This window comes from Allobosea sp. CRIB-10, from assembly GCF_900112185.1.
GTDB lineage: Bacteria > Pseudomonadota > Alphaproteobacteria > Rhizobiales > Beijerinckiaceae > Allobosea.
The window spans coordinates 87,860-108,931 of record NZ_FOKP01000016.1; the positions used below are offsets into that span (position 1 = coordinate 87,860).

25 protein-coding genes and 1 tRNA gene are annotated in these 21,072 nt (G+C 66.9%); 6 read left to right on the forward strand and 20 right to left on the reverse strand.

Annotated elements, in window-relative coordinates:
- Nucleotides 1–22 precede the first annotated feature (22 nt).
- From rplJ to BMZ69_RS19405, 5 genes are all read right to left on the reverse strand, one after another.
- Entirely contained in the window at nucleotides 23–538 is a 516-nt protein-coding gene (rplJ, locus tag BMZ69_RS19385; RefSeq protein ID WP_092159663.1) for a 50S ribosomal protein L10, read from the reverse strand.
- A gap of 504 nt (nucleotides 539–1,042) precedes the next feature.
- Nucleotides 1,043–1,741: a 50S ribosomal protein L1 gene (gene rplA, locus BMZ69_RS19390; protein WP_091843782.1), complete on the reverse strand. Its 699-nt coding sequence runs from the start codon at nucleotides 1,739–1,741 to the stop codon at nucleotides 1,043–1,045.
- A 13-nt stretch (nucleotides 1,742–1,754) separates the two neighbouring features.
- Nucleotides 1,755–2,186 (reverse strand): 50S ribosomal protein L11, encoded by a 432-nt coding sequence (gene rplK, locus BMZ69_RS19395; protein ID WP_057189972.1) that lies wholly within the window; start codon nucleotides 2,184–2,186, stop codon nucleotides 1,755–1,757.
- Between the two features lie 155 nt (nucleotides 2,187–2,341).
- Nucleotides 2,342–2,758 (reverse strand): ribbon-helix-helix domain-containing protein, encoded by a 417-nt coding sequence (locus BMZ69_RS19400; RefSeq protein WP_092159664.1) that lies wholly within the window; start codon nucleotides 2,756–2,758, stop codon nucleotides 2,342–2,344.
- Between the two features lie 78 nt (nucleotides 2,759–2,836).
- Nucleotides 2,837–3,439, reverse strand: coding sequence for a DJ-1/PfpI family protein (locus BMZ69_RS19405; protein ID WP_092159666.1), 603 nt, complete (start codon nucleotides 3,437–3,439; stop codon nucleotides 2,837–2,839).
- A gap of 198 nt (nucleotides 3,440–3,637) precedes the next feature.
- Here BMZ69_RS19405 and BMZ69_RS19410 point away from each other — a divergent pair, with 198 nt between their 5' ends.
- The gene (locus tag BMZ69_RS19410; protein ID WP_092159667.1) at nucleotides 3,638–4,312 is read left to right on the forward strand and encodes a hypothetical protein; all 675 of its coding nucleotides are present in this window, start codon (nucleotides 3,638–3,640) and stop codon (nucleotides 4,310–4,312) included.
- Nucleotides 4,313–4,324: 12 nt separating this feature from the next.
- Here the strand turns inward: BMZ69_RS19410 and BMZ69_RS19415 are convergent, their stop codons facing one another.
- The 8 genes from BMZ69_RS19415 to BMZ69_RS19450 form a co-directional block, all read right to left on the reverse strand.
- Complete coding sequence (locus tag BMZ69_RS19415) at nucleotides 4,325–4,849, reverse strand: cytochrome b (protein ID WP_175506878.1); 525 nt, start codon at nucleotides 4,847–4,849, stop codon at nucleotides 4,325–4,327.
- 2 nt (nucleotides 4,850–4,851) lie between these two features.
- A complete protein-coding gene (locus BMZ69_RS19420; RefSeq protein ID WP_139219106.1) occupies nucleotides 4,852–6,450 on the reverse strand; it encodes a methyl-accepting chemotaxis protein in 1,599 nt (532 codons plus the stop codon).
- Between the two features lie 127 nt (nucleotides 6,451–6,577).
- Nucleotides 6,578–7,111 carry a transcription termination/antitermination protein NusG gene (nusG, locus tag BMZ69_RS19425; protein WP_092159670.1) on the reverse strand — a complete coding sequence of 178 codons (534 nt, stop codon included), beginning with the start codon at nucleotides 7,109–7,111 and terminating at the stop codon, nucleotides 6,578–6,580.
- A 16-nt stretch (nucleotides 7,112–7,127) separates the two neighbouring features.
- Nucleotides 7,128–7,322, reverse strand: coding sequence for a preprotein translocase subunit SecE (gene secE / locus BMZ69_RS19430; protein ID WP_092159672.1), 195 nt, complete (start codon nucleotides 7,320–7,322; stop codon nucleotides 7,128–7,130).
- Nucleotides 7,323–7,479: 157 nt separating this feature from the next.
- Entirely contained in the window at nucleotides 7,480–8,211 is a 732-nt protein-coding gene (locus BMZ69_RS19435; protein ID WP_092159673.1) for a class I SAM-dependent methyltransferase, read from the reverse strand.
- Between the two features lie 19 nt (nucleotides 8,212–8,230).
- A tRNA-Trp gene (locus BMZ69_RS19440) sits at nucleotides 8,231–8,306 on the reverse strand.
- A 282-nt stretch (nucleotides 8,307–8,588) separates the two neighbouring features.
- Complete coding sequence (gene tuf / locus BMZ69_RS19445; protein ID WP_092159654.1) at nucleotides 8,589–9,779, reverse strand: elongation factor Tu; 1,191 nt, start codon at nucleotides 9,777–9,779, stop codon at nucleotides 8,589–8,591.
- Between the two features lie 126 nt (nucleotides 9,780–9,905).
- Nucleotides 9,906–10,412: a DUF2165 family protein gene (locus BMZ69_RS19450; RefSeq protein WP_092159674.1), complete on the reverse strand. Its 507-nt coding sequence runs from the start codon at nucleotides 10,410–10,412 to the stop codon at nucleotides 9,906–9,908.
- A gap of 187 nt (nucleotides 10,413–10,599) precedes the next feature.
- On the opposite strand from BMZ69_RS19450, the gene BMZ69_RS19455 reads away from it, so the two are divergent.
- Nucleotides 10,600–10,911, forward strand: a complete 312-nt coding sequence (locus tag BMZ69_RS19455; RefSeq protein ID WP_092159675.1) for an Rdx family protein — start codon at nucleotides 10,600–10,602, stop codon at nucleotides 10,909–10,911.
- Nucleotides 10,912–10,990: 79 nt separating this feature from the next.
- On the opposite strand, the gene cysE is transcribed toward BMZ69_RS19455, so the two are convergent.
- The gene (cysE, locus tag BMZ69_RS19460; RefSeq protein WP_092159676.1) at nucleotides 10,991–11,839 is read right to left on the reverse strand and encodes a serine O-acetyltransferase; all 849 of its coding nucleotides are present in this window, start codon (nucleotides 11,837–11,839) and stop codon (nucleotides 10,991–10,993) included.
- 173 nt (nucleotides 11,840–12,012) lie between these two features.
- Nucleotides 12,013–12,780, reverse strand: a complete 768-nt coding sequence (locus tag BMZ69_RS19465; protein WP_092159677.1) for an alpha/beta fold hydrolase — start codon at nucleotides 12,778–12,780, stop codon at nucleotides 12,013–12,015.
- 131 nt (nucleotides 12,781–12,911) lie between these two features.
- Between BMZ69_RS19465 and BMZ69_RS19470 the strand changes: the two genes are divergently transcribed.
- From BMZ69_RS19470 to BMZ69_RS19485, 4 genes are all read left to right on the forward strand, one after another.
- The gene (locus BMZ69_RS19470) at nucleotides 12,912–13,889 is read left to right on the forward strand and encodes an acetyltransferase domain-containing protein (protein WP_175506879.1); all 978 of its coding nucleotides are present in this window, start codon (nucleotides 12,912–12,914) and stop codon (nucleotides 13,887–13,889) included.
- 118 nt (nucleotides 13,890–14,007) lie between these two features.
- Entirely contained in the window at nucleotides 14,008–14,262 is a 255-nt protein-coding gene (locus BMZ69_RS19475; protein WP_092159679.1) for a zinc-finger domain-containing protein, read from the forward strand.
- A 38-nt stretch (nucleotides 14,263–14,300) separates the two neighbouring features.
- Nucleotides 14,301–15,497 (forward strand): FAD-dependent monooxygenase, encoded by a 1,197-nt coding sequence (locus BMZ69_RS19480; RefSeq protein WP_092159680.1) that lies wholly within the window; start codon nucleotides 14,301–14,303, stop codon nucleotides 15,495–15,497.
- Nucleotides 15,498–15,588: 91 nt separating this feature from the next.
- Entirely contained in the window at nucleotides 15,589–15,900 is a 312-nt protein-coding gene (locus BMZ69_RS19485; RefSeq protein ID WP_092159682.1) for a hypothetical protein, read from the forward strand.
- On the opposite strand, the gene BMZ69_RS19490 is transcribed toward BMZ69_RS19485, so the two are convergent.
- The 5 genes from BMZ69_RS19490 to BMZ69_RS19510 form a co-directional block, all read right to left on the reverse strand.
- Nucleotides 15,897–16,529 carry a pyridoxamine 5'-phosphate oxidase family protein gene (locus BMZ69_RS19490; protein WP_092159684.1) on the reverse strand — a complete coding sequence of 211 codons (633 nt, stop codon included), beginning with the start codon at nucleotides 16,527–16,529 and terminating at the stop codon, nucleotides 15,897–15,899. The two genes, BMZ69_RS19485 and BMZ69_RS19490, sit on opposite strands and share 4 nt — an antisense overlap.
- Before the next feature lie 104 nt (nucleotides 16,530–16,633).
- Complete coding sequence (locus tag BMZ69_RS19495) at nucleotides 16,634–17,179, reverse strand: carboxymuconolactone decarboxylase family protein (protein ID WP_092159686.1); 546 nt, start codon at nucleotides 17,177–17,179, stop codon at nucleotides 16,634–16,636.
- A gap of 123 nt (nucleotides 17,180–17,302) precedes the next feature.
- Nucleotides 17,303–18,700: a chromate efflux transporter gene (gene chrA, locus BMZ69_RS19500; RefSeq protein ID WP_092159688.1), complete on the reverse strand. Its 1,398-nt coding sequence runs from the start codon at nucleotides 18,698–18,700 to the stop codon at nucleotides 17,303–17,305.
- A 34-nt stretch (nucleotides 18,701–18,734) separates the two neighbouring features.
- Nucleotides 18,735–19,529, reverse strand: a complete 795-nt coding sequence (locus tag BMZ69_RS19505; RefSeq protein ID WP_092159690.1) for a chromate resistance protein ChrB domain-containing protein — start codon at nucleotides 19,527–19,529, stop codon at nucleotides 18,735–18,737.
- Nucleotides 19,530–19,769: 240 nt separating this feature from the next.
- Complete coding sequence (locus BMZ69_RS19510; RefSeq protein ID WP_175506880.1) at nucleotides 19,770–21,032, reverse strand: hemolysin family protein; 1,263 nt, start codon at nucleotides 21,030–21,032, stop codon at nucleotides 19,770–19,772.
- Between the last annotated feature and the right edge of the window lie 40 nt (nucleotides 21,033–21,072).

The following is a 21,072-nucleotide window of genomic DNA, read 5'->3' on the forward strand; positions in this document are numbered from 1 at the left end:
ACGATTGAGGACTGTCGGCTGCTCAGGCAGCGTCCTTGTCGGCATATGCCTGGAACACGCGCGCGAGCTTCGCAGCAGGCGCGGTCGAGAGCTGGGCGATCTTGGTCGCAGGGGCCTGCAGGAGGCCGAGCAACTTGGCGCGCAGTTCGTCGAGCGAGGGCATCGTGGCCAGAGCCTTGACACCATCGGGGTTCAGGGCGGTCTTGCCCATCGCGCCGCCGAGGATGACGAGCTTGTCGTTCTCCTTGGCGAAGGCGGTGGCGACCTTCGGCGCCGCGACCGGATCGCTGGAATAGGCGATCAGGGTGGGACCCGTCAGCAGCTTGCTGATGGACGCGACGTCGGTGCCTTCAAGAGCGATCTTGGCCAGCCGGTTCTTTGCGACCTTCACGGTGGCGCCATTGGCCTTCATCTCGCGACGAAGCTTCTGGAACTGGGCCACCGTCAAGCCCGCATAGTGGGCCACGACAACGACCGACGTCTTCGAGAAGACGTCGTTCAGTGACGCGACGGCATCAGATTTTGCCGCTTTATCCACTGGGCTCTCTCCGGTAGGCGACAGGCTTTGAGACCCGCCGCCAGTTGCACGTGCCGCTCTGGAAGTGGCCGGTTGACACCGACCCCTCACCGGAGCGACGCTCAGTGCCCTGTCCCCTGCCATGGCGTGACGCCGTGATAGGGCGAGATGGTTCGAACCTCTTTCGGCACCCTTGGGCGCCGGAAAAGTTCTTGCACCGTCTATGCAGGCCTCTTGGCGAAATTATGCCCCCTGGCCGGAGCCAAAGGCGCACCTGCAGTCTCAGACAGGACTGGATGCCTGGCCTTCGGAGATCGCTCTCCTCGACCAAGACACCCATTCTTCGATGGCGAACCATCGAAAAACGCGAAAATGGACCTCCTCGTGCCAAGCACGCGGAAGCCCCGTCACTCATGGAAACGCGGATGAGGCTATAGACCCTCCCCCGGCTTCTGCCAAGTGGTAATCCTCGCGCCAAAGCGCAAGGTGGGGCCGCGACCGCCGCAAGAGCGATCGCCGCGCTAATCAGCCGCCGAGAACGGTGTTCGGCTCGATCTTGACGCCCGGACCCATGGTCGAGGAGATCGCGACGCGCTGGATATAGGTGCCCTTGGCGCCGGCCGGCTTCGCCTTCGAGACCGAATCGACGAAGGCCTTGATGTTCTCGCCGAGCTTGTCGGCGTCGAACGAGGCCTTGCCGACGGCGGCGTGGACGATGCCCGCCTTCTCGACGCGGAACTCGACCGAGCCGCCCTTCGAGGCGGCGACGGCGGCGGTCAGGTCCATGGTGACCGTGCCGACGCGCGGGTTCGGCATCAGGCCGCGCGGGCCCAGCACCTTACCGAGACGGCCGACCAGGCCCATCATGTCCGGGGTCGCGATGCAGCGGTCGAAATTGATTTCGCCCTTCTGCACGGTCTCGACCAGATCCTCGGCGCCGACGATGTCGGCACCGGCCTTCTTGGCCTCCTCGGCCTTGGCGCCGCGGGCGAAGACGGCGACGCGCAGCGTGCGGCCCGAGCCGTTCGGCAGGTTGCAGACGCCGCGGACCATCTGATCGGCGTGACGCGGATCGACGCCGAGATTCATCGCGATCTCGACGGTCTCGTCGAACTTGGCGTTGGCGCGGGCCTTGACCATCGCGACGGCCTCGGCGAGCGGGTAGAGCTTGATGCGGTCGATGCCTTCACGGCCCTTGACGACGCGCTTTCCGACATGTGCCATTGTCAGTTCCCCCTCAGCCCACGACTTCCAGGCCCATGGAACGGGCCGAGCCACGGATCATCGCCACCGCCGAATCGACGTTGTCGCAGTTGAGATCGGCCATCTTCTTCTCGGCGATCTCCTTGAGCTGAGCCGACGTGACCTTGCCGACATTGCCGCCCTTGCCCGGAGTCTTCGAACCCGAGGTCAGGCCGGCGGCCTTCTTCAGCCAGTACGAGACCGGCGGCTGCTTCATCTCGAAGGTGAAGGAGCGATCCTGATAGGCGGTGATGATCACCGGGATCGGCATGCCCTTTTCCATCTGCGCGGTCTTCGCATTGAAGGCCTTGCAGAATTCCATGATGTTGAGGCCGCGCTGACCGAGCGCGGGACCGATCGGCGGCGACGGATTGGCCGCGCCCGCCGGAACCTGAAGCTTCACGTAGCCCGTGATCTTCTTTGCCATGATGGCTGCTCCTGTCGTCCGCCCCGGTGCCGACCGGAACGACGACGCCCCGCCCGCGAGCTGCTATCGCTCCGGATCGGGGTGTTGCAGGGCGTGGTGCGACGAGGAACTCCGGCTGGCTGACCGGCACGCCTCCCACGCATGTGAGGGCCGCCCTATGGCACAGGACGCTCCGAAAGGGAAGCCCCGGATGCGCTCGCGCGCTGCGGAGAGCGTGGCGCAGGCGCGAGCCGCCGCGCCTCGCGCGCCAGGATGCCGTCCGCATCGAGCTCTCGGATCGAGCGGTCGAGCTCGCGCGGCACTTCGCCGGCGAGCTGCAGCATCAGGTAGCGGCCGCAGCAGACGCGCAGGAAAGAGGCGAAGTTCTCGCCATCGCCATGGGTCTCGATCAGCTCGCCATGCAGCCTGGCAAGGAGCTGTCCGAGGCTCATGCCGTCACGGCCGGCGATTTCTTCCAACACCCGCCAATACAGGTTTTCGAGCCGCACGCTGGTCGAGAAGCCGTTGAGCCGCACCGATTTCAGGCGCGTGCGCCAGAGATCAGCATCGGCATTGATGAAGAGCTTGCACATGGCGCCCTCCCCGTGCGCAACCGCCGCACATCACAGCGCGGCGTTCCGCCAAGCATTCTACGGCCTGGATAGCCGGGCTCAAGCAGCGTGGCGCAGCCCGCCATGGCTGATCTGCGTGCCGAGCACGGCCAGGAACTGGGAGAGCCAGGCCGGGTGCGCCGGCCAGGCCGGGGCCGTGACCAGATTGCCGTCGGTCGTCGCCGCATCGATCGCGATGTCGGCATAGCGCCCGCCGGCGAGCTCGACCTCGGGGCTGCAGGCCGGATAGGCCGAGCAGCTGCGCCCTTTCAGCACATCGGCGGCGGCGAGGATCTGCGCTCCGTGGCAGATCGCGGCGACCGGCTTGTTTGCCTCGAAGAAGTGCCGGACGATTCCGATCACCTGCTTGTTCAGGCGCAGATATTCCGGCGCCCGGCCGCCCGGCAGCACCAGCGCGTCGTACGCGGCCGCATCGACATCGGCGAAGCTGGAGTTGAGCGTAAAATTGTGACCGCGCTTCTCCGAATAGGTCTGCTGGCCCTTGAAATCATGGATCGAGGTCGCGACGCTCTCCCCCTTGGCCTTGTCGGGGCAGACGGCGTCGACCTTGTGGCCGACCGCGAGCAGGGCCTGAAACGGCACCATGATCTCGTAGTCCTCGCCGAAATCGCCGACGATCATCAAAATGCGCTTGCCGCTCATCATTGTCCTCCCTGGCATCCGGTTGTGGATCGCAAGGATAGGCGCGGCGCAGGCGGCGCGGGTGTTATCCAGTTAACGCAGCGTGGCGAACCGCTGCCGCAGATGGTCTCCCGCCCGTCAGGAACGGGCTCCGGTCGTGCATTGTCTGGAGACCGGTCCATGATCCGCCCTCCGCAAGCCCAGCCCAGATGGATGTCCATGGCAACTGACGTGAGAACGACGCCGCGCCGCCGCACCACCGGGCTGCGGCAGTTTCTCGATCCCGAGCTGCAGCGCGACTGGATCGAAGGCAAGGCGGACCTGGCCGACGCTGAGGAGCGCTCGGAATCGCTCGAACTGCGCTTCAAATACCTCCCGCGCTTCCAGAAGCTGCTGCGTCGCCCGCAGGCGCAGGACGTTCTGGAGATTCTCTCGCTCTACGGCCGGAACTGCATCCCCATTCCGCGCAGGAGCGAGCGTCAGTATTGGTCGGTGTCCTGCCTGCCATCGACATCGGACAAGCCGCTCACCCGCGTGAATGCGAGCTGGATGGAGCTTTTCACGCTTTATGCGGACGGCGAAGGCATTCGAGCCAGAGCCCTGGTGCATCTCTCGGACTTCACCACCGACCATTCGGCTGTGCAGGACCGTCTGGACGGGGCTCTTCTCGAGCGCAGCGTCGAGACGCCGGACGATGTCGGCTATTTCTTCACGCGCAGCGCGGACATGTTCGGCATCAATGTACGGGGCGCCGCCTCGATCCGCCGGTTCCTTGCAGAGCGCCGCGTGCTGAGCGCCATTCGGACCTTCAACCTGACGCATATGAACAGGGGCCGGAACGCCTACCAGGCGAGTCACTGCTACAGCCTGGCGGACCATATGCTCGCAAATTGAGTTGATGCAGGCTCAGTCGGCCTTGGCGTCCCGGGTCAGGTAGTCGCCGAGCGCCACGCCGATATGGACAACCACCAGCGCGATCAGGCCGAAGGCGAACCAGGCATGGATCGTCAGCAGCAGCTCGGCATGGCCGGCCTCCGGCGACCAGATCTCCGGCAGGGAGAGACCGAAGAGCAGCTGCCGCGCACCGAAGCCGGAGGCGCCGGCCCAGCCCAGCAGCGGCACGATCAGCAGGCCGAGATAGAGCAGCCCATGCACCAGCCGGCTCGCCGCGCCCCTCTGCCAGCGGCCGGAGAGTTGCGCGAACAGGCGGTAGCCGATGCGGACCAGCACGAGGCAGAGCAGCAGGGCGCCGGTGGTCTTGTGGGCGAGATAGAGCAGATCGGCGACATGGCCTTCGCCGATTTGCTTCATCATCACGCCGGTGCCGAACAGGCCAAGCACCAGCGCCGCGGTCAGCCAGTGCAGCGCCTGGGCGATGATCGGCAGGGACGGCGCAGCCACCGTCTTCGCCTCGCCTCCTGGAATCGCCATGCTCATGCGCCCACCAGCTCCCTGCGCGTGATGAAGCCGTCGACCGCCTGCCGCAGCTCCGCGGCCTGCCGGTCGAGATCGGCCGAGGCAGCGGTGACCGAGCCGGCGGTCTGGCGCCAGCTCGCCAGCGTGCCGGCGAGCTGCTCGACCTGCTCGGCGACGAGCCTGACATCCCCTGCCGTCCGCATCGTCGCCTCGCTGATCGAGCGCGAGCCGACATCCTGGCGCGCGGTCAGTTCGGCGATCGAGAGCGCCGCCTTGTCGACTTTCTCGACCGAGGTCACCAGCGCGCCGACGCGCATGGTGATGCGCTGGGCCGCGATATTGATCTGATCCAGCCCCTTGCGGACATCGTCGGTCGCCTCGGCGGTGCGGTGCGCCAGCTGTTTCACCTCGCCGGCGACGACGGCGAAGCCCCTGCCCGCCTCGCCGGCTCGCGCCGCCTCGATGGTGGCGTTCAGCGCGAGCAGGTTGGTCTGGCTGGCGACGGCCCCGATGACGTCGATCACCCTGACGATCTTGCCGACCGCCTCGCACAGGACCACCGTATCGGCGGTGGCCTCGTCGACCAGCGCCTTCGCCGCGTCGGCGACGTCGGAGGTGCGCTGCGCCTCGCTGGCCGCCGTGGCGAGCAGCGACGACACCTCGGTGATCGCGCCGGCGACGTGATCGACATGGCCGGAGACGCGCTGCGTCGACTGCGTCGCCGCCCCGGCTCGCTCGTCGACCACGCCGGAAAGCTGCGCGAATTCACCGGCTGCCTGGGACAGGCGGGAGCCGTGCTGCTCCAGAGCCTGGGCGATCAGGGCGATCCGCTCCTGGAAAGCGGCGTTGCGCGCCTGGGCGGCCTCCTGCCGCGCGACCTCGCCCGACAGCACCGCGACGCGCGCCCGGGCGGCTTCCTGCTCGGCCTCCCGTCCATGCAGATGCGCCAGCAATGCCTGGCCGAGCATGCCGATCTCGTCACGCCGCATGGCGAGCTTGTCGAGTTCGCCATCCTGCTGCCGGCTTTCCGCCAGGGCCCGCGCCATGCCGGTGATCGGGCGGACCAGCCAGCGATGCTCCAGCACCACGATGAAGATCAGGCTGAACAGCCCCAGCAGCGACAGCAGGACCTTGTTCTGATGCGCGCTCTCGACATGGTGCGACAGGCTGGCGCTCAGCCGGCCGATCTCCTCGCCGAGCCCGCGCCGCAAAGCCGAGCGCTTGTCGGCGATCACCCTGAGCTCGGCCCGGGCGGTGGCGATGTCCGGGGCCTCGCGCATCGCCAGGGCGCGCCCCGCGATCGTCAGCGCATCGACCTCCAGCTTGCCGTCCAACCGGCTGGCGATGTCCTCGGCGCCGATCGCGAGCACCTCCAAGTCGGGCGGCTCGGCTCGGGTGCCCGAGAAGATCGCGACGCTGATGCGCTCGAAGACCATCGTCGTCGCTTCGAGGCGCCGGGCGAGGTCGCTCTGCGCCGCCAGGGCCTGCGTGAAGCCGTTGAGCTTGCGCGAGCCGACCAGCTCGGTCGCGACATAAAGGCAGGAGAGCGCGCCGAGCAGCACGCCCCACAGCGCCAAACGCTGTCCGACCGTCGCCTTGAATGTTCTGGGAAACATGCCCGCCCGCGTCGATAGCCGGCGGGACAATGTCACACACGCCTGAAGGAGGCGTTAACTACGAGATTCACGCAAAAAGGGTGCCGTCTCCGGCACCCTTTGGCATTGTCTCGACCTGAGTCTAGCCTCAGAGCTTCTCGACCTGGCCGTATTCCAGCTCGACCGGCGTGGCGCGGCCGAAGATCGAGACCGCGACCTTGAGGCGGGCGCGAGCATGGTCGACATCCTCGACGACGCCGTTGAACGAGGCGAACGGGCCATCGGCGACCTTCACCTGCTCGCCGACCTCGAACACCACCGTCGGCTTCGGCCGCTCGATGCCCTCGGCGACCTGGCCCTTGATCCGCATCGCCTCGTGCTCGGGGATCGGCATCGGCTTGGCCTTGTCGGCGCCGAGGAAGCCGGTGACCTTGGGCGTGTTCTTGATGAGGTGGTAGACCTCGTCGGTCATCTCGCACTTCACCAGGACATAGCCCGGGAAGAACTTGCGCTCGGTGTCGACCTTGCGGCCGCGGCGGACCTCGACGACCTTCTCGGTCGGAACCAGCACTTCATCGAACTTGTCGGAGAGGTTGCGCTGCGCGGCCTGGTCCTTGATCGACTGCGCGACCTTGTTCTCGAAGTTGGAGTAAGCGTGGACGATATACCAGCGGGTGCTCACGTTCGTATGCTTTCGTTCAACGCGCGCCGAGGATGAGGGCGAGCCCCCAGCGGATGACCGTATCGGTGAAGAGGAAGAACAGGCTCGACATCAGCACCATCAACAGCACGAGACCGGTGGTGATCAGCGTCTCGCGGCGCGAGGGCCAGGTCACCTTGTTGGCTTCGTTGCGCACTTCCTGCAGGAACTGGAAGGGATTCGTCTTCGCCATCGGGCTCGTCACCTCGGTTCCGGATCGTCGCTTTGGAGCTGCGATTCGGTGGTCCTGAAAGATTCGCGGCGCGGGGCTCAGGGAGCCGCGCGCCGTCGTTAAGGGCTTCTTACAACGCGATTGCCCGCTCGCCAAGCGGTTTTGACTCAGGCCCGGCTCAGGGCTTCTCGGCGGCGATCAGCAGGAAGGCCGGGCGCTCGCGCTCCCTGGCCCAGTCCGGCTCGGCGGCGACCTGCTCGGGCGTTGGCCCCCATTCCTCGACATGCCGCAAACTGAGGCCGAGCCCGATCAGCTGGTTGAGATAGCTCGCCAGCGTGCGGTGCTGCTTGACCACACCCTCGGCCAGCCAGTCGGTGACGCGGCGGCCCTCCTGGAGATAGGCGCCGACCGGCCAGACCGGCAGACCCGATTGGTCCTCGCCCCATGTCTGGTGGCGCGGGGCCGTCATGATCGGATGCTCGACCGAGAAGACAAGGCGTCCGCCCGGCTTCAGCGCCTGCGCGACGCGGCCGAACACCGCCGGCAGGTCGACGAGGTAGTGGAAGGCGAGCGAGGAATAGACGAGGTCGAAGCGCTCCACCGGCGGCTGGTAGCTTTCGAGATCGGCCTGCTCGTAGCGGACGCTTCCAGCCGACGTTTCCGCCATCGCCCGCGCCAGCATGCGCTCGGAGACGTCGACGCCGACGGTTTCAGCCGCGCCCTCGCCGGCCACGAAGCGGCAGAACCAGCCGAAGCCGCAGCCGAGATCAAGGACACTCGCCCCTGCGAGCGAAGGCAGCAACGCGCGCAGCGCCGGCCATTCCGGCGCACCGTCGAGCCCGCGCTGCGAGCGCGGCAACTGGCTGTAGTTCTGGAAGAAGCCGGCGTCGTCGTAGATGTTCTGGGTCATCGCGGATCTGACGGACGGCTGGCAGGGGCGGCAGGGCTCGAACCTGCGACACCCGGTTTTGGAGACCGGTACTCTACCAACTGAGCTACACCCCTGTAGCGCCGGTTGCTTAGCCTGAACCCTGCCGGCTTTTCAAGTCGAAATCGTCAAGGCGGCGACGGAAGTTGACTCAGTTCGTCAGCCCGCTGCGCCAAGCCCTTGGCGCAGCGGGACATCGCGTCTCGCAGCGAGCACGAAAGTCTGTGCGCAACGAAAAAGGGCGGCGTTGCCGCCGCCCTTCCCCAGTTTCGGATTGTGCCGAAGCTTACGCGATGATGCTGGCGACGACGCCGGCGCCGCAAAGTTTGCGGTTTCCGCGAACGTCGTTGTTGCTTCGATCACGCGATGATCGAAGCAACGACGCCTGCTCCAACCGTGCGTCCGCCTTCGCGGATGGCGAAGCGCAGCTTCTCTTCCATCGCGATCGGCACGATCAGGTGCACTTCCATGGCGATGTTGTCGCCCGGCATCACCATCTCCGTGCCCTCGGGCAGGTGCACCACGCCGGTCACGTCCGTCGTGCGGAAATAGAACTGCGGGCGGTAGTTGGTGAAGAACGGCGTGTGGCGCCCGCCCTCCTCCTTGGTCAGGATGTAGGCCTCGGCCTTGAACTTGGTGTGCGGCTTCACCGAGCCCGGCTTGCACAGCACCTGGCCGCGCTCGACGTCCTCGCGCTTGGTGCCGCGCAGCAGCGCGCCGATGTTGTCGCCGGCCTGGCCCTGGTCGAGCAGCTTGCGGAACATCTCGACGCCGGTCACCGTCGTCTTCACCGTGTCCTTCAGGCCGACGATCTCGATTTCCTCGCCGACCTTGACGATGCCGCGCTCGACGCGGCCGGTCACCACCGTGCCGCGGCCCGAGATCGAGAACACGTCCTCGACCGGCATCAGGAACGGCTGGTCGATCGGGCGCTCCGGCTGCGGGATGTAGTCGTCGACCGTCTTCATCAGCGCGATCACCGCGTCATGCCCGATCTCCGGGGTCACGCCGTCCAGCGCCGCCTTGGCCGAGCCCTTGGTGATCGGGATGTCGTCGCCCGGGAAGTCGTACTTCGACAGAAGCTCGCGAATCTCCATCTCGACCAGCTCGAGCAGCTCGGCGTCGTCGACCAGATCCACCTTGTTCATGAACACCACCAGGGCGGGAACGCCGACCTGGCGCGCCAGCAGGATGTGCTCGCGGGTCTGCGGCATCGGGCCGTCGGCAGCCGACACAACCAGGATCGCGCCGTCCATCTGCGCCGCGCCCGTGATCATGTTCTTCACATAGTCGGCGTGCCCGGGGCAGTCGACATGCGCATAGTGGCGGGCCGGGGTCTCGTACTCGACGTGAGCCGTCGAGATCGTGATGCCGCGCGCCTTCTCCTCAGGCGCCTTGTCGATCTGGTCATACGCCGTGAACGACGCACCGCCAGACTCAGCCAGAACCTTCGTGATCGCAGCCGTCAAAGACGTCTTGCCATGGTCGACGTGACCAATCGTACCAATGTTGCAGTGCGGCTTCGTGCGAGCAAACTTCTCTTTGGCCATGACACCTTGTTCCTGACGACGCCCGCGCAGGGCCGGAAAACGCGGTCGCATTAGGGGGTTTTGGGGCGGGATGCAAGCTGGAGCGAGTTTCGGCACAATTCGAGGCGATTGCGATCGATTTCCTGCTCAGCTTCCGGACGCCAGTTGTCCGGCATTCAGCACGACAAACCCCACAAGGCCCCAGAGCGCGAGGAGCAGTTGCGTCAGCAGAAGCCCCTCCTGCCTGATCCAGAAGCCGAACCACAGGCCGGAGGTGAACATCAGCGACCAGCACAGCAGGAACGGCGCCAGGCCAAGATTGAAGACTGCGCTGAGGGCAGTGGTCGCAGGCAGCCCGGGCGACGCGATCAGAAGCACCGTGCCGGCCAGCAGCGGGATCGCGCTGGCGATCTGAAGGATGATGACGCCGACGAGCGCGGCTGCGTGCAGCGCTGTCGATTCGACGGCGCGCTTCAGGAACGGCAGGTCCCGGAACGGTTCCTCCCGCAGCAGCGTCATCGCCATCGTCAGCCCGACCGCCCCTTTCGAGGCGGTAAAGCCCTGCAGATTGTTGATCACCGCCACGATCATCCACAGCGCCAGGCCGAACGCCGTCGCCAGCTGGAAGAGCCACAGGCTCGCGGAGTAGCTCATCAGAAAGGCTCCATATTCAGAAAGGAGCCTTGCTAGCTGGTTGCAGAAACCGGGTGTAGCCAGCCAGAATTGAACACCCTATTGCTGAAACAGCAACAGCGAGCATCTCGGATCAGTGGCGAGCCCCTCTAGCGTGCGATACTGGCCGCAGCTTATGAGAACTTTCCTACTCGTTCAGGACCGTCCGATGACCGAACCCAAGCCCGGCCCGCGCATCGCCATCACCTATTGCAGCATGTGCAACTGGCTGCTCCGTTCCGCCTGGATGGCGCAGGAGCTGCTCCAGACCTTCGGCCAGGATCTCGGCGAAGTCGTTCTGATCCCGCGCACCGGCGGCATCTTCCAAATCCACTACAATGGCGAGCTGATCTGGGACCGCACGGTCGATGGCGGCTTCCCCGATGTGAAGCAGCTCAAGCAGCGCGTGCGCGACCGGCTCGATCCCGACCGCGATCTCGGCCATCTCGACGACCACAAGAAGAAGCTCGTGCAGGGCTGATCAGCCCTGCACCCGCCATAGTCCTGAAGACGACCCTGAGGCCGTCAGGCGGCCGTTGGAGTAGAGTTTCGGGATGGCCTCAGATGCCGCCGCCGCAATCGCCGGCGAGGATCTGGTCCATCGAGCGCGACGGCTCGGCACAGCCGGCCTCGCCGACCACCTTGGCCGGCACGCCGGCGACGGTGGTGTTGCGCGGCACCGCCGCGAGCACGACCGATCCGGCGGCGACGCGGGCGCATTGCCCGACCTCGATGCTTCCGAGGATCTTGGCGCCGGCGCCGATCAGCACGCCCTTGCGAATCTTGGGATGGCGGTCGCCGCCCTGCTTGCCGGTGCCGCCCAGCGTCACGTCCTGCAGCATCGAGACATTGTCCTCGATCACCGTGGTCTCGCCGACGACGAGGCCGGTGGCATGGTCGAGGAAGACGCCCTTGCCGATCTTCGCCGCCGGGTTGATGTCGGTCTGGAACACCTCGGAGGAGCGGCTCTGCAGATAGAGCGCGAAATCGCGCCGATCCTGCCGCCACAGCCAATGCGCCAGGCGGTGCGTCTGCAGCGCGTGGAAGCCCTTGAAATAGAGCACCGGCTCGATCAGCCGGTAGCAGGCGGGATCGCGGTCGAGCACGGCGAGGACATCGGCACGGATGCCCTGCCCGATCTCGGGATCGGCGTCGATCGCCTCGTCGAAGGCCTGGGCGATCAGCTCGGCCGGCACGGCGCCATGGCCGAGCCGCGCCGCGACGCGATGGCCCACCGCCGCCTCGAAGCTCGGCTGGTTGGAGATCGTCGCCAGGATGAAGCTCGCCATCGCCGGCTCGCTCGCGATCGCCTGCTCGGCCTCGTTGCGCAGGCGCGACCAGACCGGGTCGAGCCGGTCGAGACCGGTGGCGGGATCGCGGATCTCGATGTTCGGGCGCCCGGATGGCATGGCGTTCTCCGCTGCGGTTCGCTCGTAGATCAATCTGGCACGATGAGCGCGCGCCAGAGCACATGGCTCCGCCTTCTAGCTGAATCAAGCCGCGAAGAACAAGAATCGATTTGCGAGACAAGTCTCGCAAGCCATTGCCGTAGAATAATATTCTACCTGAGTAGATGATTCTTCTACGGTCGGCGCGCCAGGAACTCGACCACTGCCTGCTTGTGCGTGCGGTCGCCCACCGCGAGATTGTGATCGCGCCCTTCGATGGCAAAGCTTTGCGCGCCGGGGATTAGTGCCGCCAGCTCCGGGCCGGAGCCGGAGACGTCGTCCCTGGTGCCGACGCTGACCAGGGTCGGCACGGCGATCTTGCCGACCTCCTCCTTGCTCAGCGTCTGGCGCGTACCGCGAATGCACGCCGCGAGGGCCCGCAGATCGCTGCCGGTATTCTCGGCAAAGGCGCGGAACATGCGCTGCATCGGGTCGGTCAGATCGGCGAGCGAAGGCGCCTCCATCGCGTCGGCGATGCCGAGCGGCAGCCCCACGCCCTCGACCAGATGGATGCCGAGCCCACCCAGGAGCAGCGAGCGCACGCGGTCGGGATGGGCGAGCGTCAGATGCGATGAGATCCGCGCACCCATCGAATAGCCCATGATGTCGGCGCGCTCGATCGCCAGATGGTCCATCAGCCGGCGCGCATCCTCGGCCATGATGTTGGAATGGTAGGCCTCGGGATCGTAGAGCTTCTGGCTGCGGCCATGGCCGCGATTGTCGTAGAGCACGACGCGCCGGCCGGCATGGGTCAGCGTCTTCGTCCATTGCGTGTTGACCCAGTTCACCGCATGGCTCGAGGCGAAGCCATGGATCAGCACGATCGGGTCGCCAGTCCCCTCGCCGGTCGGGGCGAGGTCGAGATAGGCGATGGACACGCCGTCGGAATCGAATGTCTGCATGGCCCTGCCGCCGGCTGCTCTGGTCTCAAGGCAGGTCTGCCACGGCGGCGCGGCTTTGGGTAGCAGGCTTGGCGGTTCGCAGGTGCGGGCCACCCCTTCCCCAGCTGCATCGCGCCGCTTATGACGAAGCCATGAGCGAGCAAGCCCAATCTCCGGCCGGCGGCCGTATCGAACTGGTCGATCTGGCCCGCGGCATCGCGCTTCTCGCGATGTTCGTCTACCACTTCGCCTATGATCTCTCCTATTTCCGGCTGATCAGTGTCGATGTCGTCAGCGATCCCGGCTGGCGCATCTTCGCCCGGCTGATCGCCGGCTCCTTCCTGGCGATCGTCGGCTTCAGCCTCGTCCTCGCGGCACAAAAGGGCTTCGATCGCGGCAACTATCTGCGCCGTGTCGCCCTGATCGCCTGTGCCGCGGTCCTCGTCACCTGCGCGACCTGGTTCGCGCTGCCGGACGTCTTCATCTTCTTCGGCATCCTGCACCACATCGCGCTCGCGAGCGTGCTGGCCCTGCCCTTCCTGTTCCTGCCGACGGCGGTCATCGCCATCACGGCGGCCGTCGTCTTCGCCCTGCCCTTCATCCTGGGTCACGACCTCTTCACCCAGGACTGGCTCGCCTTTCTCGGCTTCGGCCCCTGGCCGCTCACCGCCGATTTCGTCCCGGTCTTCCCCTGGTTCGGCTGCGTGCTCGCCGGCATGGCGCTGGCCCGGATCGCGCTGCCGAAGGCGCAGGGCAGCGGCTGGGCGAGCTGGCGGACGACGTCTACCCCCGCCAAGGTCGTCGTCCTCGGGGGCCGCAACAGCCTGTTCGTCTATCTCGTCCACCAGCCGCTCTTCATCGGCGCGCTGTTCCTGTTCATGCAGGCGACCGGGCAGATGGCCGGCTCGAAGCTGCCCGATGCCGAGGCGGCGCCGTTCCTGACCGCCTGCCAGCGCTCCTGCACCGGAACCGGCACGCCGAAGGAGGCCTGCGAGCGCGTCTGCTCCTGCTCGATGGACGGGCTCAAGCAGGCCAATCTCTGGGTGAAGGCCACCGCCGACGCCTTGAGCCCGGCCGAAACCGAGCAGGCCCGCGAGATCGGCATGACCTGCGCCCGCCGCTCCCAGTGATCTTGCCGCGCGCAGCGGCGACAGGTCACGGCAGGATACGTCGCGATCTATCAAGCGTGCACTGGCGCACCGGCGGTCGAGCGACTATCGTGCCGCCGAACTTGCAAGGACGAGAACCATGGCCGATCACGGCACCCCGCATTTCCACAACGATCCCGGCGTCGCCGTGATCCATGTCGGCGCGCGCGAGTTCATGTGCATCGGCGCCAAGCCGCCCTTCGACCACCCGCATGTCTTCCTCGACATGGGTTCGGACGACGAGATCGTCTGCCCCTATTGCTCGACGCTGTTCAAATACGAGCCCTCGCTCGGCCATGGCCATTGCAAGCCGGCCGAGTGCGAATACCACGACACCGCCGCCAAGGCGGCGTGAGGGACGCCTCCCGCCGGGGGCGCGGCGGGGCTGAACCAATGGCAACGCTACCCATCCTCATCGCGGGCGCCGGCATCGGCGGCTTGACCGCCGCGATCGCACTCGCCCGCCGCGGCATCCCCGTCGCCATCGCCGAGAAGCGCACCCGCTTCGACGAGGCCGGCGCCGGCATCCAGGTCTCGCCCAATGCCGGGCGCGTTCTCGAATCGCTCGATCTCGGCCTGGCTCTGCGCCGCGCCGCGATTCGGCCCGAGGCGCTGGCGATCGGCCATTGGCGCGGTGGCAAGCCGCTGCTCGCCATGCCCTTCGCCCCGCCAGTCGAGGGCGCGACGCCCTCGCGCTCGCTGAAGCGGGCCGACCTGCACCAGTTGTTGCTCGATTCGGCCAGGACCCTGCCGAACATCCGCTGGATCATCGGCCGCGGCCTCGTCGATGCGCATGAGACCGAGGAAGGCGTCACCGTCACGCTCGGCAGCGAGAGCGGTGGCACCGAAACGGTCGAGGCCATGGCCCTGATCGGCGCCGACGGGCTCTGGTCGCGCGCCCGCGCCCTCCTCGGCGATGCGGGCGAGCCCGGCTTCACCGGCTGGGAGGCCTGGCGCTCGCTGATCCCGGCGGACGAGCTGCCGGAGGCGCTGCGCCGCCCGGCGGTAGCGCTGCATCTCGGCGCGGCCCGCCATGCGGTGCATTATCCTGTCTCCGGCGGCAAGGATATCAATCTCGTCCTGATTCGCGCGGCGCGCGAGGCACGGCCTGGCTGGTCGCGCGAAGGCGAAGCCTCGCAGCTGACCGAGATCGCCCGCAAGGCCGGCCCCAGCTTGCGTGACTTGATCGAGCGCGCGCCAAACTGGCGGATCTGGTCGCTCTACGACCGAGCCCCCGCCCGGATGGCGAAAGGCCGCATCGCTTTGCTCGGCGATGCCGCCCATCCGATCCTGCCCTTCCTCGCCCAGGGCGCGGCGCTGGCCATCGAGGACGCCGCCGTGCTGGCGCATGAGCTCGCGACGCGGCTAGGGAGCGAGGGAACGGCTTCCGTACCCGCGGCGCTGGCGGCCTATGCCAAGGCGCGCGGCGAGCGCGCGGCGCGGGTCCAGCAGGCCAGCCGCAAGAACGGAGAGGCCTATCATCTCGGCCGGCCCTGGAGCTTCGCGCGTGACTTCGCCATGCGCCGCATGGGTCCCGACGGCATGCGCAAGCGCCATGCCTGGATCTATGACTGGCGCGCGCCGGGCTGACGAAATCGTCATCGACTCGTCCCTCCTCATCTCGTCAACGCCGCATTCGCTTCCTAGATTATCGGCGGGTGACACGACACGAAACGAGCCGATGATCCGTATCGACCTCAACAATGCTGCCAGCGCCCGCCTGGTCCGCTTGCCCCGCTGGGCGAGCTGGCTGGTCATGGCCGGTGCCTTTGTCGTCGGAGTGCTGATTTTCCTGGTCGCGGCCAGCCTGGCGCTGATCCTCGTGCCGCTGGTCATCGCCGGCGGCGCCTTCGCCGCCTGGCAGATGCGCCGCCGCATGCGTGCCGCCGGCATCGATCCGCAGAATCCGTTCGAGCGCAGGCCGCAGGACGCCGCCCGCGGCGAGATCGTCGACGCCGAATACCGGGTGATCGAGCCGGGCGAGCGGCGTTAAGCGTCGGCGCGGGCAGCCAGCTCGGCTCGTAGCCGGGCGTTCTCGATTTCCAGCTCTTCCATCCGCCGCCGCACCGGAGCGAGCGCCGGCGCCAGCTCGGCCTCGCTGAAGCGCGGCGTGATGTGCTGCGGGCAATTCCAGTCGAAGGCCTCGACCTTGATGGTGACGCCGCGCTCCGGCACGGCGCGATAGTCCGGCACGATCAGGCGCTGCGCCAGCTCAGGTTCGACCGCGAGATCGTGAAAGCTGGCCCGGCCGAAGATCTTGAGCCGCGCCCGGTGGCCGTAATCCATCAGGAACAGGCAAAGCCGGTCGTCGGCCATGAGATTGCCGAGGCTGAGATATTGCCGGTTGCCGCGCAGGTCGGCGAAGCCGAGCGTCGTCTCGTCGAGCACGCGCAGGAAGCCTTCCGGCCCGCCGCGATGCTGCAGATAGGGCCAGCCCGTCTCCGACACGCTCGCCAGATAGAACGAATCGCGCGCTGCGATGAAGCCGGCCTCGGCCTCGCCGAGCCTATCATGATGCGGCTCGCCCTCCTCCTGCCTTGCATAGCTGCGCCGGCTGCCCTGTGCCTCCTGGGCAGCCTTCACGGCCGGTGTCGTCGCGATCTCAAGGAAACGGTGGGTCATCTCATCCCTCCACGACAGGGTGAGCACGCGGCCTCTATCTGGCCGGGTGCGGAGGCAAGGTCCAAGGCGATGGCAGCCCCGCTCGTTCGGACGTGCCGCCGATATCAGGCTGCTTCCGCGGCGAGCACGACCGGAAAATCGATGTCGGTTTCGGCGACGTTGTTGAGATAGTTGGTGAAGACGTTGACCGCGACGAGCCCGATGATCTCGACCAGCTGCGCCTCGCTGAAGCCGGCACGGCGTAATTCGGCCAGATCGTCATTGCTGACGCGTCCTCGGGTTTCGACGACCCGTAGCGCAAAGCGCAGCGCCGCTTCCGCCTTTGGATCGCTGGATGCGCCGGCGCGATTGCGGGCGATTTCGGCAGCATCGAGCTTGGCCAGATTGGTGCCGAGATAGCTGTGGGCCGAGAGGCAGTAGTCGCAGCCATTGCTCTGCGCCACGGCCAGCGCAATGCGTTCACGCGTGCGGCCGTCGAGCGCGCGGCCGAGCGCGCCGTTCAGCCCGAGAAAGCCTTCAAGGGCCGCCGGGCTCAACGCCAGCAGCCGAAACAGATTGGGCACCGATCCGAGCTGCTTCTCGACAGCATCGAGCAGCGGCTGCGCTGCTTCTGGCGCCTCGGCGCGCGCGGGCATGGCAATGCGGGACATGGTGGTCTCCTGATGACTGGCAGCGGCCGATCGTTGGCAGCCATCAGGATATGTCTCCGCACGCTCGGGAAAATAATCAGCGAGCCAGACAGTTCAGAATTCCATTTTTTGAAACAATCTCCGTCACGCCGTGAACCGCACCAGGACGACGCCCGCCGCTGCGCAGGCCGCCAGCACCGGCATCATCCCGAGCTTGAAGCGCAGCAGCGCGATCATCGCCGACGCTGCCAGCAACCCGGCCCGCCAGTCGAGCGAGGCCAGCACCGGCAGGTCCGGCGCCAGTGGCCCGACCACGACCGGCTGAACCATGCGGAACAGCACATGCAGCCCGAACCAGAGCGCCAAATTGGCGATGACGCCGACGACCGCAGCGGTGATCGCGGTCAGCGCCGCCGAGAGCGCCTTGTTGCCGCGCAGGGCCTCGATGTAGGGCGCGCCGAGGAAGATCCAGAGGAAGCAGGGTGCGAAGGTCACCCAGACCGTCAGCAGGCCACCCAGGCTACCGGCGACGAGCGGATCGAGCCCGCCATGCCCGCGCCAGGCGGCGAGGAAGCCGACGAATTGCAGCACCAGGATCAGCGGCCCCGGCGTCGTCTCGGCAAGGCCGAGCCCGTCGACCATCTCGCCGGCGGCGAGCCAGCCATAGGTCTCGACCGCCGCCTGCGCGACATAAGTCAGCACCGCATAGGCGCCGCCGAAGGTGACGACCGCCATGGCGCTGAAGAACGCGCCAATCTGAGTGAAGACGTTGCCGCTGCCAAGCAGCGCCCAGAGCAGCGCGACCGGGCCGAACCAGAGCGGCAGCCAGACCGCCAGAACCCTGAGCGCCTTCCCGGTAGAGGGTTCGGCATGGGTTAGCTCGCCGCGCTCGAACATCAGGTCGACCACGCCCTTGAACTCCGGCATGCCGTCCTTGCCGACATGGCCGCCGCCGCCGAACAGGGCCGGCGCCCAGCGATTGCCGAACCAGCCGACGATCCCGGCGCCGAAGATCACCAGCGGAAACGGCGCCTTGAGCAGGAAAAGCGCAAGGAAGGCGGTGATCGCAATCGCGACCATCGCCCGGTTCTTCAGCGCCCGCTTGCTGATCCTGAGACCGGCCTCGACCACAATGGCGAGCACCGCCGCCTTGACGCCGAAGAAGAGCGCATCGACCAGCGGCACCTGGCGATAGAGCACATAGAGCAGGGACAGGCCCCACATCACCAGCGCACCAGGCAGGATAAAGAGCAGGCCGGCGATCAACCCGCCCACTGTGCGGTGCATCAGCCAGCCGATATAGGTCGCGAGTTGCTGCGCTTCGGGCCCCGGCAGCAGCATGCAGTAATTGAGCGCATGCAGGAACCGGCGCTCGCCGATCCAGCGGCGGTCCTCGACCAGCTCCTTGTGCATCAGCGCGATCTGCCCGGCCGGCCCGCCGAAGGAGAGCAGGCCGATCTTGAGCCAGACCCGCGTCGCCTCAGCGAGCGTCGGCGTGGCGGGAGCGGCCGTCACCGCCCCTTCATTCGTTGCGGCCGTCATCGTCCGCTCCTCAGTTCTTCACCGTCGCGGACGGTCAGTTATGGGTTTCCTCGCTGGCGTCGCGGCACCAGCGATAGAAGGCGTCGTAAAGCAGCATGCCGGCCTCGAGCTGTGCCAGATCGTCACGATACATCCGTGACAGGCCGAGCGAAGCGGCGAGGAAGCCGGCCGCCTGCGGCACGAGATCGAGCCTGGCCGTGTCGGCCGCCCTAACGATGGTGGCGAGCTGGTCGAGCGCTGGCGAGGCCAGGCCGAACTCCTCGATCATCGTATCGAAGCTGCAGCGCTCGCCGCGATGGCTCCAGAACACGCCGTCGATGTCGAACGGCGTCGCCCCGAAGCGGTCGGCGACATCCGCGACCTCCGAAGCCGAGACGAACAGGAAGACGGCGCGAGGATCGACGAAGCGGCGGATCAGCCAGGGGCAGGCGATGCGATCGACCTTGGGCCGGGCCCGCGTCACCCAGAGCGTGCGCCCGGCAGAATCGCACTTCGGCAGCTTGCCGGTCTCGACCAGCAGCCCGCCGGCCTCGCGCCAGGCCTCGAAGCCCCCGGCGAGGTTCTCCGCCGCGACGCCTTCATGCCGCAGCCAGGCGGCGACGCCTTCGCTGAGCTTCTGCCCCCTCTGGCAGATGACGACGACCTTGCGGCAGGCATAGGCGCCGGCCCAGTCGGGAACGTCGCGATGGCTGCGCCGCTCGCTCGCCGGCAGCAGGCGCGGATCGGCGGCGACATCCTCGTCGATGCGGACATCGAGCAGCACAGGCACATCGGGCAGGCCGACGAGCCGGGACAATTGCGCAGGCGTGATCTGGATGTTGGAAGACATGAGCGTCCATCCTTGTACCAAGGAGAGTGGACGCGATCCTTGGGCTGACGCCTCACGGGGCGGTCGCGATTGGCCCCTAAGTCAATCTTACATCAGTTGGCCTGAGCGGCGTCAACCGCCACCACCGTCATGCTCGCCCTTGTGGCGAGCATCCACGTCTTGAACACCACTTTGCCGAAGGGAAGACGTGGATGGTCGGGACAAGCCCGTCCATGACGAGGAGGACTATGCCCGCCGGCTTCAATCCACCCGGCTGACCAGCAGCTTGTCGATCCGCCTGCCGTCGAGGTCGACCACCTCGAAGCGCCAATGGCCCTTCTGGAAGCTCTCGCCGACATTGGGCAGCCGGTTCATCTCGGCCAGCACGAAACCGGCGACGGTCTGGTAGTCGGCATCGCGCGGCACATGGATGCCGAGCTCATGCGAGAACTCGTCGACCTGCATCCAGCCCGCGACCAGGAAGGAGCCATCGGCGCGCGTGACGATCGCCGGCTCCTCCTCGTCCTCGTCCTGAAAGGCGCCGGTGATCGCCTCGAGCACGTCGCTGGAGGTGATGATGCCCTCGAAATGGCCGTACTCGTCGAAGACCAGCGCAAGATGGACGCTGGACGCGCGAATGGCGCGCAGCACGTCGAGCGCGCCGCTGGTGTCGAGCACCACAGGCGCCTCGTGCACGAGGCTGCGCAGGTCGCGGCCGTCGCCGTCGGAGAGCGCGTCGAACATGTCCTTGACGGTGACGACGCCGATGATTGCGTCGGCCTCGCCGTCCTGCACCGGCAGGCGCGAGCGCCGGGTGGCACGCACCTGGGCCTTGATCTCCTCGGTGGTATCGGCGAGGTCGATCACCTCGACCTCGCGGCGGGGCGTCATCAGCGCCCGCGCCGAACGGTCGGCCAGGCGCATCACGCCCGAGATCATCTCGCGCTCGTCGCGCTCCAGCACGCCGGCGTTCTCGGCCTCGGCGATGATGGTGCGGACTTCCTCCTCGGTGACGGTCTCCTCCGCTTCACCCTTCTGGCCGAGCATGGCCAGCACCAGCTTACCCGAGGCGTCGAGCAGCCAGACCAGCGGCGCCGCGACCTTGGCCAGGATCGCCATGGTCGGGGCGACACGCGCGGCGACACGCTCGGCATCACGAAGCGCGATCTGCTTCGGCACCAGCTCGCCGACGATCAGCGAGAGATAGGTGATCAGGACGACGACGGTGCCGACGCCCAGCGCATCGGCCACGTTGTTCGAGAAGCCGTGCGTGCCGAGCCATTCCGACAGGCGCGCGCCGAGCGTCGCGCCCGAGAAGGCGCCGGAGAGCACGCCGACCAGCGTGATGCCGATCTGTACGGTCGAGAGGAAGCGGCCCGGATTTTCGGCCAGCCGGATCGCCGTCGCGGCCCCTTTGCTGCCTTGATCGCTGAGGACTTTGAGCCGTGCCGGGCGGGATGAGACGACCGCGAGTTCCGACATGGCAAGCACACCGTTGATGACGGTGAGGACGACGACGACCAATATCTCCGTAAACAAAACCGGCTCGAGGGCTGCAGGACCG